This is a genomic window from Actinomycetospora succinea, assembly GCF_004363095.1.
Lineage (GTDB): Bacteria > Actinomycetota > Actinomycetes > Mycobacteriales > Pseudonocardiaceae > Actinomycetospora > Actinomycetospora succinea.
The window spans coordinates 1,225,953-1,239,243 of the sequence record NZ_SNYO01000001.1; the positions used below are offsets into that span (position 1 = coordinate 1,225,953).

Below are 13,291 nucleotides of genomic sequence, written 5' to 3' on the forward strand. Positions count from 1 at the left end.
ACGACCCATTCCACTCACGTGGCCTCAGGCCATGTGCGTCCGCGGGCGCTCCTGCCGCACCCCGTCGACGACGACGTCCACGCGCTCGTCGTAGAACGCGACGAGCCCGGCGATGCGCGCGACGGCGGCCGCGGGGTGGTCGTAGGACCAGGCGAGGTCGTCGTACCGGCCCGCCGGGGTGCGCACCGACCAGTACCGGCTGGTCACGCCCTTGTACGGGCACGCCGTCACGGTCGCCGACGGCTCGAGCAGCGAGGCGTCGACGGCCGTCGGGTCGAGGTACGCGCGCGTGGGCAGGCCGGTCTCGAAGAGCAGGACCGGGGCGTCGGACTCCGCGAGCACGACCCCGTCGAGCTCCACCCGCACCCGGCGCCGCGAGCGCAGCGCGTCGACGCGGACGTAGGGGCTGCGCGGGTGGACGCGGACCTCCTCGTCCTCCTCGAACCAGGCGTCGAACGCGGTCCAGGTCAGGGCGAGCGACCCGTCGTCGTGCCGGCGGTGGCCGGGGTCGGCGGCGAGGGCGTCGGGGTCGACGTCGTCCGCCGGGATCAGCCAGCGCGGGTACCAGGGGTGCTCCCACAGGTAGCGCGCGCCGGTGGTGTCGACGACGATCCGTCCGCCGAGCCGGGCGCGCACCCGGCGCGGGCAGGGCTCGACGTGGCCGACGGGGACGGCGGGGCCGGGGAAGGTCATCGGCGCACCTCGATGCTCGTCGTGGGGAAGCGGGCCTCGACGACGCTGCCGGGCGGCAGCTCGGTCGCCCGGGTGAGCCCGCCGGTGATCACCAGGTCGCCCGCGCGGAGCGCCGCGCCGTGGGCGGCGAGCTCGTCGCGCAGCCAGTCGAGGGCGCGGTGCGGGTGGCCCATGGCGGCGTCGCCGGTGCCGGTCGCCTCGAGGACGCCGTCACGGAACAGCTCGACGGTCAGCGCGGCGAGGTCCCCGTCGAGCGGGTCGCCGACGAGGACCCCGGCGGCCGAGGACCCGTCGGCGGTGTTGGTGGCGAGCGTGAAGCGGTAGTCGCGCCACACCGAGTCGACGACCTCGAGCACCGCCCGCGCCCCGGCGGGCCGCCCGTCGGCGTCGACCACGATCCCGATCTCGGGCTCCACGCGGGGCTGGACGAGCGACGCCGGCACCGCGGCACCCGGCGCGACGACCATCGTGTCGAGCAGCGGGCCGAGGTTGGGGGAGTCGACGCCCATCTGCGCGCGCATCACCGCCGACGTGTAGCCGAGCTTCCACCCGATCCGCCGCGCGCCGCGGGCCTCCCGACGAGCCGTGAGGGCGCGCTGGACGGCGTAGGGGTCCTGGAGATCCGCAGGTGCGTCCAGCACCTGCCCCGCACCGTGCGCCCCGTCGATCCACGCCGCCCAGGCGTCCGCCGACGTCACGGGCCCACCAGGGCGGCCAGGTCGTCCGCCGCGGCCGCGACGGGCGGCAGCGCCAGCATCGCGCGCTGGGCGCGGCGCACCTCGGCGCGCACGCCGGGGTCGGCGAGCACCGCGGAGCAGGTCGCGGTGACGTCGGCGGGCCCCATCCGGCGTCCCAGGCCGAGCGCGCCGACGCGGTCGGCGTTGGCCTCCTGGTCGCCGAACTGGGGCAGCACGACCATCGGGGTGCCGGTGCGGACGGCCTCGCGGATGCTGTTGTAGCCGCCGTGGGTGACCAGCAGGTCCGCGCACGACAGGAGCAGCGGCTGCGGCACCCAGTCCAGGACGTGCACGTGGTCCGCGGGCGGCGGACCGTCGGCCACGGGGAGCCCGCCGGTCGCGACGACCGCCTCGCAGTCCAGATCGGCGAGCCCGTCGACGAGCGCGCGCAGCGCCCCGGACGGGTCGACCGGGGGCCCGTCACCGTCGCGGCCCGCCATCATCGGCAGCGCCGTCCCGATCGCCGCGAGCACCAGCGGGCGCCCCGCCGGCAGCTCCCCGATCCAGGCGGGCAGCACGTCGCCGCGCGCCACCTCGTCGTCCTGGCGGTAGGACCACGCCGGCGCGACCCCCTCGGCCGCGAACGACCAATTCGGCGGCAGGCAGTCGAGGCGGCCGTGACGGTGCAGGTCCTTGCCGGTGACGGCGAGGCCCAGCTCGGCGCTGCGGGCGCGCAGGGCGTCGTCGACGAGGTCGGGGCCCATCCGCTGGCCACCGCCGGACGGGGCCGCGACGTGCGGGATCCCGCGCTCCTCGGCGAGGAGCAGCCCGGCGAGCTCGGTGCCGTCGCGCAGGACGAGGTCGGGCGCGAAGCGCCCGGCGACCGGCCGCAGCGCCCGCACGGCGTCGCTGACGTGGGGGCCGGCGAACAGCAGCGGCATGACCGTGTCCATGTCCGGCGGGCCCGTGAGCCCGGCCAGCGCCGGGCGCAGCGTCGCGACGGCCGCGCTCATCGGCGGCATGACCGTGGCGACCTCGAGACCGGCGGCGGTGAACACGCCGCTGAGCTCCTCGGGGCACGCGACCACCACCTCGTGCCCCGCCGCGGCGCACGCGCGGGCGAACGGCAGGACGGCCCGGGCGTGCGAGGGCGATCCGGTGACGGTGGCGAGGATCCGGGGTGCGGCCACGATCACCGACGCTAGGCGCGCCCGGTCAGCAGGGCACGTTGAGCGCGACGAGCGCCGCCGGCCCGTGCGCCGCCGGCCGGACCACCGTGCGCGCGGCGCCCTCGAGACGCGGGAGGACCGCGCGGTAGTGGTCGAGCGGGATGCCGAGCAGGTGGCAGAGCAGCAGCCGGAGCAGGGTCTGGTGGGCGACGACCAGGACCCGGCCGTCGGGGTGCGCCGCGAGCGCCTCGGTGATCACCGGCAGCACGCGCTCAACGGCGTCGGGACCCGTCTCGCCGCCGGGCAGGGGCGAGCTCGCCGGCTTGGCGAGGAACGCGTCGAGCGCCTCCGGGAACAGCGCCGTCATCTCCTCGCGGGTGTGCCCGTCGCCCGCGCCGAAGTCGACCTCGACGAGCCGGGGGTCGGTGCGCAGGGGCAGCCCGGCGGCCTCGGCGGCGGGCGTCGCGGTGTGGACGGCGCGCTGCAGCGGCGAGCTGATCACCGCGTCGAGCCCGGCGCCGGCGGCCCAGCGCGCGAGCGCCGCGGCCTGCCGGTGCCCGCCCGGGGCGAGCTCGACGTCGGAGCGTCCGGCGTAGCGGTTCTCGGCGTGCCAGCGCGTCTCGCCGTGGCGCGCCAGGACCAGGTCGGTCACGGCGCCCACCATCCCCGATCGACCAGCGCGGCCCGGAACCGGGCGTACCGGCGCTCGAGCGCGGTGTCCGGATCCACGCTGTCCGGGCGCGGCGCGATCTCCTCGGCGGTGTGCACCATCGCGGCGGCCGCGGCCACGAGGTCGGGTTCCCCGCCGGCCGCCTCCACGCCGGCGCGCGCGAGCAGGGCGGCGCCGAGGGCGGGGTCGTCGTGGCGGGGGCGGCGCAGCGCGACGCCGAGGACGTCGGCGCGGCGCTGGTTCCACCACGGGTTGCGGGTGGCGCCGCCGGTGATCGTGCGCGGGCCCGAGACGTCGGCGCCGAGGGCCGCGACGTGCTCGAAGCACAGGCGCTCGACGAACGCGACGCCCTCGGCGAGCGCGGCGAAGGCCTCCCGCTCGCCGCACGCCGGCACGAGCTCGGCCAGCGGGCGCGGGGCGTCACCGTCGAGCCAGAACCCCTCCGCGTCGGGCACGGTGAACGGGAAGCGCTCACCGCGCCCGGCCAGCGGGTAGACGACCGGGAGCTCGCCCGGCGGGTCCTCCTGCAGCGACGCGGTCAGCGCGTCGAACCGGCCCGGGTCCAGGAGCGAGCCGAGCACCCTGGCCCCGGTGCTCGACGCCCCGCCCGGCAGCCACCACCCCGCCTGCGGGCCGCGGTGGCAGTAGACCGCGCCCGACGGGTCGCGCAGGAGCTCGGCGGCGACGCCCTTGAGCACCAGCGTCGTCCCGAGCACCGCGTTCCACGCCCCGGGCGCCACCGCGCCGGCGCCGAACTGCGCCGCGCACCCGTCGGTCGTGCCCGCCACCACCGGGGTCCCGGGGCACAGCCCGCTCTCCACGGCCGCCCGCGGGCCGAGCCCCCCGAGCGGGGTGCCCGGGGCGACGACCGGGGGCAGCCGGTCGGGGTCGAGCCCGAGCCCGACGAGGACCTCGCCGGGCCAGCGGCCCTCGACGGCGTCGTACCCGGTCTTCAGCGCGTTCGCGGCGTCCGTGGCGACGGCCGCGCCGACCAGGGCGCCGGTGACGACGTCGACCTGGTGGCGGACGTGGCCGGTGGGGTGGTCGGCGAGCATCGCCAGCACGGTCGGCAGCGCCCACGTCGTGCCGATGCGGTGCCCGAGCCGGTCCCACGTCGCCGCCCCGGCCTCCTGGGCGCGCTCCGCGTACGCCCCGCCTCGGTCGTCGTCGTACATCACCCCGGGGCCGAGGAACGCCGCCTCCGGTCCGGGGCCGTCGGCGAGGACGACCGTCCCCGACGTGGCGTCGACGGCGATCCCGGCGACGGCGGTGGGGTCGACGTGACCCGCGATCTCGCCGAGGACCGTGACGGCCGCCTCGACCCAGGTCCGCGGGTCCTGCTCGTGGCGGCCCCCGCGCCGGGTACTCGTCAACGGCCGGGCGGCCGACGCCCGGACGGTGCCGGTGTCGTCGGCCGCGAGACCGCGGACGCCCGAGGTGCCGAGGTCGACGCCGATCCAGAGACGGTGACGCACCCCCGTCACGCTGCCCGCGTGGCGCCCGCCGGTCGAGGGGCCCCGGCCGCACGCCGGACCTCGCCGGGGTCGATGTCCGAGCGGATCGTCAGCGCGAGGCCGGCGACGAGCAGGTACATGACGCAGTAGGCGATCGCGACCCCGCCGCCCCCGAAGAGCGGGAACAGCGCGGTGACGGTCAGCGGGCCGAGCAGGGCGGCCCCGCCGGCGCCGGTGTTGAGGATCGCCAGCGCGGCGCCCTTGTCCTTCGCCGCGACCATCGAGGGCATGAGCGCCGAGAGCGGCACGAAGCCCGCGAGCACGATGCCGTAGACGGCGCCGAGCACGGCGGTGACCAGCAGGTTCCCCGCCGCGACGCTGCCGAAGTACCAGAGCGGCGTGGCGACGGCGCAGCCCAGGCAGCCGAACACCGAGACGGTGCGCCGCCAGCCGAAGTAGTCGCCGAAGACGCCGAAGAACAGGTTGGCGCCGATGTTCGCGGCGTAGGCGACGGTCTGGACGATCGCGACCTGCTCGGTGGTGAGGAAGCCGCCGCCCGGTGCCGCGGGCCCGAACGTGAACGGGAACATCGCGAAGAAGCCGTACTGGGGCGCGGTGTTGACCAGGCGCACGAAGAAGCCGGAGATCGTGCGCTTGTCACGCCAGAGGATGTCGACGCCCTCGAGCAGGCGCCGCGGGCTGCGGGGGTTCGCGACGGTCTCGTCGGCGATGGGCTCGAGGCCCGACGGGTGGGTCACCGCGAAGCAGCCGATCACCGAGCCGATCGTCACGAGCACCAGCGAGAGCACGAGCGTGCCGTAGAGGCTGATCCCGAGCGGGCCGACGGCGATCGCCGCGACGGCGGCGCCGAGCGTGGGCAGGCCGCCGGTGAAGGCGAACCAGAACCAGCCGGCGGCGGAGCCGCGCATCCGGGGCGCGGCGAGGGTCTGGATCCACACGAGGAACGCGAACGCGAACAGCGGGTAGGCGAGGCCGCGGATCGCGTAGATCGTCGCGATCAGCCCGAGGCTCTGCGAGGGCAGGGCGACCGCCAGGAAGAGGATCTCGAAGACGATCCAGATCGCGGCGCCGAGCCACATGACCCGCCGCGGTCCCCAGATCGCCGAGAGCGTCCCCGAGAACCAGGACGCGATCAGCACGGCGACCCCGTAGAGCGTGACCGTGTAGAAGGACGCCTGGGCTCCCGAGAGCCCGCCGCCGTCGGGTTGCTGGAGATAGTCGGTGAGGTAGCTGACCTCGACGCCGTCGCCGATCATGAAGATCAGCACGCCGACGAAGCCCCAGCGCAGCGGATGGGGGATGCCCCAGCGCTCGACGCCCGTCGGCCGGTCCCCGCTCGTCACGTCCATGTGGTCCTCCCACGAGTGTGTGGCCGACCACATGTAACAGAGACGATGTTAAGTTCACAAGCGACAGAACGTCAGCCGTCGAGCTCCGCGACCGTCACCGCCGTGTGCTCCCGCATCTCCGAGAGCACGGCCGGGCTGATCCGGTCGTCGACGACCACGGCGTCGAAGGCGTCGGTGGGGCGCAGCTGGTGCAGGGCGCGCCGGGGGCTCTTGCTCGAGTCCATGAGCAGCACCGAGCGGGCCGCGGCGTCGAGCATCGCCCGCTTCACCACCACGACCTCCTGCTCCTGGTGGTAGGTCATCGAGCCCGTCATCGACGACGTGGAGACCACCGCGAGGTCGACGGCCATCGCCGCGATGGACTCGGTGCAGGCGATCCCGTTGAACGAGTCGTGGGTGCGCGAGTAGTCGCCGCCGAGGGCGATGAGCCGGACCTCGGGCATCGTCTTGAGCACGTCGATCGTCGGCAGGTAGTTGGTGACGACGGTCAGCGGCCCGACCTCGTCCAGCAGCTGGGCCACGGCGAGCGCGCTGGTCGAGTCGTCGAGCATGATCGACGAACCGGGCTCGACGTGCTCGAGGGCGGCCCGGGCGATCGCGGCCTTCTCGCGGAGCCGGGCCGAGCGGCGGTAGTCCGAGTGCGACTCGAACACCGACGTCGGCTGGGCCGAGACCCCGCCCCGGTACTTGCGCACGAGGCCGCGCCGGGCGAGCTCGTCGACGTCCCGGTGCACGGTCATGAGGCTGACGCCGGTGAGCTCCACCAGCTCCGCGGAGCTCGCCGACCCCCGGGCGAGCACGTGCTCGACGATCCGGTCCTGGCGCGTGCTCCGCGACCGCCCGCCGGCGACGCCTTTCTCCTGCTCACTCACGCCCCCAGCATCCCGATCCCGGGGGCCCGCCGGCGGCGACGCGCCCGATCGGCGGCGTCGTCGAGATGACGATCTGCTGTGAGGCCCTTCACTGGTCACATCTCGAATGTTAACTTCGCATGGTCGATGGGAGGAGCACCCGATGGACATCGAGCTGCGGGCGGTCGTCTTCGACCTGGACGGCGTGCTGCTGGAGAGCGAGCACCTCTGGGAGGAGATGTGGGTCCGCTACGCCGAGCGCTTCGCGGTGCGCTGGACCCCCGAGGACACCGCGCACGTACAGGGCATGAGCGCGCCGGAGTGGTCGGCCTACCTCGCCGAGCGGTCCGGGAGCGGGGAGAGCGCCGAGGCCTGCGAGCGCGCCGTCGTCGACGACATGGTCGCCGCGCTCGAGTCCGGGCGGATGGAGCCCTACCCGGGCGCGGTCGCCATGGTCCGCGACGCCGCCGAGAAGGTGCCGGTCGGGCTCGCGACCTCGGCGCCGCGACGGCTCGTCGACGCCGTCCTCGCCCGGAACGACCTCACCGCCTCGTTCACCGCGACGGTGTCGAGCGCCGAGGTCGCGCGCGGCAAGCCGAGCCCCGACGTCTACGTGGAGGCCGCGGCGCGCCTCGGCGTCGACCCGGGCCACTGCGTCGGCGTCGAGGACTCGAGCAACGGCCTGCGCGCCGCGCACGCCGCGGGGCTGACCGTCGTCGCCGTGCCCAACCCCACCTATCCGCCGAAGAGCGACGCCCTCGCGCTGGCCACCACGGTCGTCGACGGCGTCGCGGGTGCGCGGGAGGCCGTGCTCGGCCTGCTCGACACGCACTCCGCCACGGCCCCGGGAGCCACCCGATGACCACCATCCCGTCCCCACGCCCCACCACCCTCACCGATCCCGCGACGTTCAAGACGCGCTGGGTGGACGGCCTCGTCGCCGCCTACGGGCGCACGGTCCGGCGCGCGCCCGACGCCCACGGCGTGATCGCCCGCCACGCCCCGACCGCCGGCAAGGTCGCGGTCGTCATCGGCGGCGGGTGCGGCCACTACCCGGCGTTCGCCGGCCTCGTCGGTCCCGGGTTCGCCGACGCCGCCGTGGTCGGCGACGTCTTCACGAGCCCGAGCGCCGAGCAGGTCTACCGGACGGCCGCGGCCGTCGACGGCGGCGCCGGGGTGCTGTTCAGCTACGGCAACTACGCCGGCGACGTCATGCACTTCGGGCTCGCCGCGAGCCGGCTCGCCGCCGAGGGCATCGACTCGCGCACCGTCATCGTCACCGACGACGTCGCGAGCGCGACGACGGTGGCCGACCGGCGCGGGGTCGCCGGTGACTTCGTCGTCTTCAAGGTCGCCGGCGCGGCCGCCGCCCGCGGCGAGGACCTCGCGACCGTGGCCGAGCTCGCCGAGCACGCCAACGCGCGGACCCGCACGTTCGGCGTCGCGTTCGACGGCTGCACGCTCCCGGGCCAGACCGAGCCCCTCTTCACCGTCGACCAGGGGGCCGTGGAGCTGGGCCTGGGCATCCACGGGGAGCCGGGGATGCGCAGCGCCGAGGCGATGGACGCCCACGAGCTCGCCGACGTGCTGGTCGACCAGCTGCTGCCCGAGCTGCCCGCCGGCGGCGACGGGCGGGTCGCGGTGATCCTCAACGGGCTCGGCTCGACCGCCTACGAGGACCTGTTCGTCACCTACTCCCGCGTGCACGCCCGCCTGCTCGACGCGGGCCTGACGCCGCACCGGCCCGAGGTCGGCGAGCTCGTGACCTCGATGGACATGGCCGGGCTCTCGCTGACCCTCGTGCCGCTCGACGACACCCTCGCCGAGCTCTACGACGCCCCCTGCGAGACGCCGGCGTTCCAGCTCTCCGCCGGCGGGACTCTCGCGGGACGCGCCCCCGACACCGTCCCCGAGGCCGAGCGCCGCAGCCCCTCGGTGGCCCCGGACCTCGCCGACACCGACCCGGCCGCCGGTGGCGTCGCCGCCGCCGCGCTCACCGCGGCGCTCGGGGCGGTCACCGACGCCGAGGACGAGCTCGGCCGGCTCGACGCCGTCGCGGCCGACGGCGACCACGGCCAGGGCATCGTGCGCGGGATGCGCGCCGCGGTGGCGGCCGCCCGCACCAGGGGGGGCGGCACCGACTCCCCGGCCGACGTCGGCACCGCCCTGCTCGCCGCGGGGACGGCGCTGGCCGACGCCGCCGGGGGTGCCTCGGGGGCGCTGTTCGGCCTGCTGCTCACCGAGACCGGGCGCCGTCTGCACCCCGCCGACGCGATCGACACCGCCGCGCTCGCCGCCGCGTTCGGGTCGGCCCAGGACGCGGTGACCGAGCTCGGCGGGGCCCGCCCCGGCGACAAGACCATGGTCGACGCGCTCGACGCCGCCGTCGGCGCCCTGCGCGCCGCCGCGGACCGGTCGGCGGAGGTCCCCGCCGCCTGGCGCGAGGCCGCCGACGCCGCGGACGAGGCCGCCCGGGCCACCGCCGACCTCACCCCGTCGGTGGGGCGCGCCGCCCGTCTCGGCGACCGCGGGCGCGGCAGTCCCGACCCCGGGGCGACCTCGCTGGCCCTGATGCTCGACGCGGCCGCGGCCGTGATCACCGAACGCTGTGGTTCCGAACTCCGGGGAGGCACCCGATGACCGGGATGCGCATCGCCGTCGCCGCCGACAACGCCGGCGTCGCGCTGAAGAACACGCTCGCCGACCAGCTGCGCGCCGACGAGCGCGTCAGCGACGTCACCGACTTCGGCGTGCCCGACGAGTCCGACGACCGCGCCTACCCCTTGCTCGGGCTCGCCGCCGCGCAGGCCGTCGCCGACGGCGAGGCCGACCGTGCCGTGCTCGTCTGCGGCACCGGGATCGGGATGGCGATCTCGGCGAACAAGGTCGAGGGGATCCGCGCGACGGTCGCCCACGACAGCTACTCCGCCGAGCGCTCGGTGCGCTCCAACGACTGCCAGGTGCTCTGCCTCGGCGGCCGGGTCATCGGGCCGGAGCTGGCCAAGAAGATCGTGGGGGAGTGGCTGGGCTACTCGTTCGACCCGTCGTCGGCGAGTGCCGAGAAGGTCGCCCACATCACGGAGTTCGAGCAGGCCGCTCCGGGGGGTGTCGGCTGATGCGCGTCCTCGCCGCCGGCGACCACTTCGTCGCCCCCGACCTGTTCGAGACCGCGCTGCGCGCGGAGCCGGGCCTGCCCGGCGACCTCGAGACCGTCCACCTGACCAGCGGCTGGCCCTCCGAGCCGTTCGGGCCCGTCGGCTCCGGCGACTCCGTCGTCGACGAGGCCTCGGGCACCGAGGAGGAGCTCGTCGAGGCCCTCGCGGGCGTCCGGGTCTGCCTGACCCAGATGGCGCCGTTCACCGCCCGGGTCTTCGACGCCTGCCCCGAGCTCGAGATGGTCGCGGTGTGCCGCGGCGGGCCGGTCAACGTCGACCTCGACGCGGCCGACCGCGCGGGCGTGGCCGTGGCCCAGGCGCCGGGGCGCAACGCCGCCGCGGCCGCCGAGTACGCGGTCGCCATGATCCTCGCGGCCGCCCGCCACGTCCCGTACGCCGACGCCGAGCTGCGCGACGGCCGCTGGCGCGGCGACCTCTACGCCTACGACCGCGCCGGGCTGGAGCTCGCCGGGACCGTCGCCGGGCTCGTCGGCTACGGCGCCATCGGACGGATCGTGGCCCGGGTGCTGCGGGCCTTCGGCGCCGAGGTGCTCGTCGCCGACCCCTACACCGACGCCGCCACCGCGGCGGCCGACGGCGTCCGGCTCGTCGCGCTCGACGAGCTGCTGCGCGCGAGCAGCGTCGTCAGCCTGCACGCGCGGCTGAGCGAGGAGACACGCGGGCTGATCGGCGAGCGCGAGCTCGGGCTCCTGCCGCACGGGGCCGTGCTGGTCAACACCGCGCGCGGCGGCCTGCTCGACCACGCGCCGCTGCCCGAGGCCCTGCGCTCGGGCCGGCTCGGAGCGCTGGCCGTCGACGTTTACGACGTCGAGCCGCCGCCGGAGGACTGGCCGCTGCGCGGCCTGCCGAACGTCGTGGCCACCCCGCACCTCGCGGGCGCCACCCGCCAGACCGCCCACCGCGCCGCCGCGATCGCGGCCGGCGAGGCCGGTCGCCACCTGCGCGGGGAGCCGCTGGCCCACCCCGCCAACGCGGCCGCGCGCCGCGCCACCGAGGAGGTCGTCTCATGATCGTCGGAGTGGACGTCGGGACGTCGATGACCAAGGCCGATGCCTACGACGAGGACGGCCGCAAGCTCGCGAGCGCCGAGCGCGCGTCGCGGCTCGAGCAGTACCCGGACGGGCGCGTCGAGCAGGACCTCGAGGACGTGGTCGCGTCGGTCGCCGACGTCGTGCGCCGCGTCGTCGCCGAGGCCGACCGCCCGGTCCGCGCGCTCGCGCTGACGGGGCAGGGCGACGGGCTCTGGCTGCGCGACGCCGACGGGTTCGCCGTACGCCCGCCGATCTCGTGGCTCGACGACCGCGGGGCCGACATCGTGCGCGGCTGGCAGGACGACGGCACCGTCGACGAGGTCTACCGGCGCACCGGGGTCGGGCTGTTCCCCGGCTGCCACGCGCCGCTGCTCGTCGCGCTGGGCCGTGACGAGCCGGAGTCGCTCGAGCGCGCGGCCGTGGCCGGCTACTGCGTCGACGCGCTGGTCCAGCGCCTCACCGGCGTCGTCACCGTCGACGCGTCCGACGCCTCGCTGCCGTTCCTCGACGTCGCCGCGCGCCGGTACGACGACGCCGCGATCGCGGCCTGCGGGCTGACCGACCGCCGGCACCTGCTCGCCGAGCCCGCCCCGCCGGGCACCGTGCTCGCGCTCGACCGCCGCGGCGCGGAGATCACCGGGCTGCCGGAGGGCACGCCCGTGACCGGCGGCCCCTTCGACCTGCCCGCCTGCGCCGTGGGTGCCGGGCTCTCGGCCCCGGGCGACGGGCTGCTGATCGTCGGCACCACCCTGGCCTGCGAGGTCTTCACCGACACCGTCGAGCCCGACGCGCGGCCCGAGGCCGCCGGGATGTGGTTGTGCACCCCCGAGCCCGGCCGGTGGCTGCGGGCGATGCCGGCGATGGTCGGCACCGCCGGGCTCGACTGGCTGCTCGAGTTCATGGGCGTCGGCATCGACGCGCTCGGCGAGCTGCTGGACGGGACGGTGCCCGGTGCGGGCGGGGTGTCGGCGCTGCCGTTCCTGGCGGCGTCGGGGGAGCGGGCGCCGTTCGTCGACACCCGGGCCCGCGGCCAGATCGAGGGCATCACGCTCTCGACGGGCCGGGGCGACGTGGTGCGCGCCGTCTGCGAGGGCATCGCCTACACCGCGCGGCACTGCTTCGAGCGGGCCGCGTCGTCGGCCGGCGTCGAGGGCCGGCTGGTGGCCTGCGGCGGCGGCGCGCGCTCGGGGCCGTGGGCGCAGATCTTCGCCGACGTGCTGGACCGGCCGCTGACCGTGCCCGACGACCCGGGCCTCGGGACGCGCGGCGCCGCCGTCACCGCCGCCCGCGCGCTCGGCGACGACCTCGACCCCGGCACCTGGGCGGCGCCGTCGCGGACGATCGAGCCGTGCCCCCAGGCGCGCGTGGCCTACGCCGACGGCTACCTGCGCTACCGCGCCCACGTCGACACCGCCCGGGACTTCTGGGCGCGCCAGGCGCAGGGCTTCCGGCGGGACGACGCCGTGCTGGCGTCGGCCTAGCGTTTCTCACCACGGGATCGGGCGGCCGTCGCGCGTGAACGTGCCGGTCGGGCCGTCGGGCGGGAGGTCGACGGCCCACAGGATGCTGTCGACGCCCTCGTCGAGCGGGCGCCCGCCCGGGCCGCCCATGTCGGTGGCGACCCAGCCGGGGCAGACGGCGTTGACGAGCACCCCGCGGCGGCGCAGGTCGGCGGCGAGCTTGACGGTGAGCATGTCGAGCGCCGCCTTGCTCACGGCGTAGGCCGGAGTGCCGCCCGCGCCGTCGGTCTCGCCGAACGACCCCGAGCCGCTGGAGACGTTGACGACGCGAGCGCCGCGTCGGAGCAGGTCTTGGCAGGCCACCGTCGTGCGCCAGGCGCCGAGGGTGTTCACCGCGAGGGCCTCCTCGGCGATCGCCAGGTCGGCGCCGATGGCGGTCTGGAAGGTGTCGTAGTGGACCGCGGCGTTGTTGACGAGGATCTCCAGGCCGCCGTGGTGCTCGCGGACCCAGGCGGCGAGGCCGTCGACCGAGTCCTGGCGGGTGACGTCGAGCTCGTGGACGTGGACGTTGCCGAGGCCCTCGGCGGCTTCCCTGCCCTTCTCGACGTCGCGGGCGCCGAGCACGACGGGGTGCCCGCGCTCCGCGAGGCGGCGGAGGACGCCGAGGCCCAGGCCCCGGTTCGCGCCGGTGACGACGGCGAGGCCGGGGCCCTGGGGTGCGTCCACGGGGAGCATCGTCC

General features: G+C 76.3%; 13 protein-coding genes. 5 read left to right on the forward strand and 8 right to left on the reverse strand.

The features are described from left to right. Positions 1 to 24: 24 nt before the first annotated feature. From EV188_RS05885 to EV188_RS05915, 7 genes are all read right to left on the reverse strand, one after another. On the reverse strand, positions 25 to 693 hold the full coding sequence (locus EV188_RS05885) for a DUF427 domain-containing protein (protein ID WP_133825219.1): 669 nt from the start codon (positions 691 to 693) through the stop codon (positions 25 to 27). Beyond that, positions 690 to 1,391, reverse strand: coding sequence for a 2-keto-4-pentenoate hydratase (locus tag EV188_RS05890; RefSeq protein WP_133825220.1), 702 nt, complete (start codon positions 1,389 to 1,391; stop codon positions 690 to 692). The genes EV188_RS05885 and EV188_RS05890 overlap by 4 nt, the downstream gene beginning before the upstream one ends. After that, the gene (locus EV188_RS05895) at positions 1,388 to 2,560 is read right to left on the reverse strand and encodes a glycosyltransferase (RefSeq protein ID WP_133825221.1); all 1,173 of its coding nucleotides are present in this window, start codon (positions 2,558 to 2,560) and stop codon (positions 1,388 to 1,390) included. Before EV188_RS05895 ends, EV188_RS05890 begins: the two co-directional genes overlap by 4 nt. A gap of 25 nt (positions 2,561 to 2,585) precedes the next feature. After that, the gene (locus tag EV188_RS05900) at positions 2,586 to 3,191 is read right to left on the reverse strand and encodes a histidine phosphatase family protein (RefSeq protein WP_133825222.1); all 606 of its coding nucleotides are present in this window, start codon (positions 3,189 to 3,191) and stop codon (positions 2,586 to 2,588) included. Continuing rightward, the gene (locus tag EV188_RS05905; protein WP_133825223.1) at positions 3,188 to 4,684 is read right to left on the reverse strand and encodes an FGGY-family carbohydrate kinase; all 1,497 of its coding nucleotides are present in this window, start codon (positions 4,682 to 4,684) and stop codon (positions 3,188 to 3,190) included. Before EV188_RS05905 ends, EV188_RS05900 begins: the two co-directional genes overlap by 4 nt. 5 nt (positions 4,685 to 4,689) lie before the next feature. Continuing rightward, positions 4,690 to 6,033 carry an RbtT/DalT/CsbX family MFS transporter gene (locus tag EV188_RS05910; protein WP_243741493.1) on the reverse strand — a complete coding sequence of 448 codons (1,344 nt, stop codon included), beginning with the start codon at positions 6,031 to 6,033 and terminating at the stop codon, positions 4,690 to 4,692. Positions 6,034 to 6,104: 71 nt separating this feature from the next. Further along, the gene (locus EV188_RS05915) at positions 6,105 to 6,905 is read right to left on the reverse strand and encodes a DeoR/GlpR family DNA-binding transcription regulator (protein WP_243741494.1); all 801 of its coding nucleotides are present in this window, start codon (positions 6,903 to 6,905) and stop codon (positions 6,105 to 6,107) included. A gap of 148 nt (positions 6,906 to 7,053) precedes the next feature. Here EV188_RS05915 and EV188_RS05920 point away from each other — a divergent pair, with 148 nt between their 5' ends. Genes EV188_RS05920 through EV188_RS05940 form a run of 5 tightly spaced genes read left to right on the forward strand, consistent with a single transcriptional unit; the run spans position 7,054 to position 12,572 of the window. After that, positions 7,054 to 7,746 (forward strand): HAD family hydrolase, encoded by a 693-nt coding sequence (locus EV188_RS05920; protein WP_133825433.1) that lies wholly within the window; start codon positions 7,054 to 7,056, stop codon positions 7,744 to 7,746. Then, positions 7,743 to 9,524 (forward strand): dihydroxyacetone kinase family protein, encoded by a 1,782-nt coding sequence (locus tag EV188_RS05925; RefSeq protein WP_133825226.1) that lies wholly within the window; start codon positions 7,743 to 7,745, stop codon positions 9,522 to 9,524. Before EV188_RS05920 ends, EV188_RS05925 begins: the two co-directional genes overlap by 4 nt. Positions 9,525 to 9,529: 5 nt before the next feature. Next, positions 9,530 to 10,000: a ribose-5-phosphate isomerase gene (locus tag EV188_RS05930; RefSeq protein WP_133825434.1), complete on the forward strand. Its 471-nt coding sequence runs from the start codon at positions 9,530 to 9,532 to the stop codon at positions 9,998 to 10,000. After that, on the forward strand, positions 10,000 to 11,070 hold the full coding sequence (locus EV188_RS05935; protein ID WP_133825227.1) for an NAD(P)-dependent oxidoreductase: 1,071 nt from the start codon (positions 10,000 to 10,002) through the stop codon (positions 11,068 to 11,070). The genes EV188_RS05930 and EV188_RS05935 overlap by 1 nt, the downstream gene beginning before the upstream one ends. Continuing rightward, positions 11,067 to 12,572 (forward strand): FGGY-family carbohydrate kinase, encoded by a 1,506-nt coding sequence (locus tag EV188_RS05940; RefSeq protein ID WP_133825228.1) that lies wholly within the window; start codon positions 11,067 to 11,069, stop codon positions 12,570 to 12,572. Before EV188_RS05935 ends, EV188_RS05940 begins: the two co-directional genes overlap by 4 nt. A gap of 6 nt (positions 12,573 to 12,578) precedes the next feature. On the opposite strand, the gene EV188_RS05945 is transcribed toward EV188_RS05940, so the two are convergent. After that, complete coding sequence (locus EV188_RS05945; protein ID WP_243741495.1) at positions 12,579 to 13,277, reverse strand: SDR family NAD(P)-dependent oxidoreductase; 699 nt, start codon at positions 13,275 to 13,277, stop codon at positions 12,579 to 12,581. Between the last annotated feature and the right edge of the window lie 14 nt (positions 13,278 to 13,291).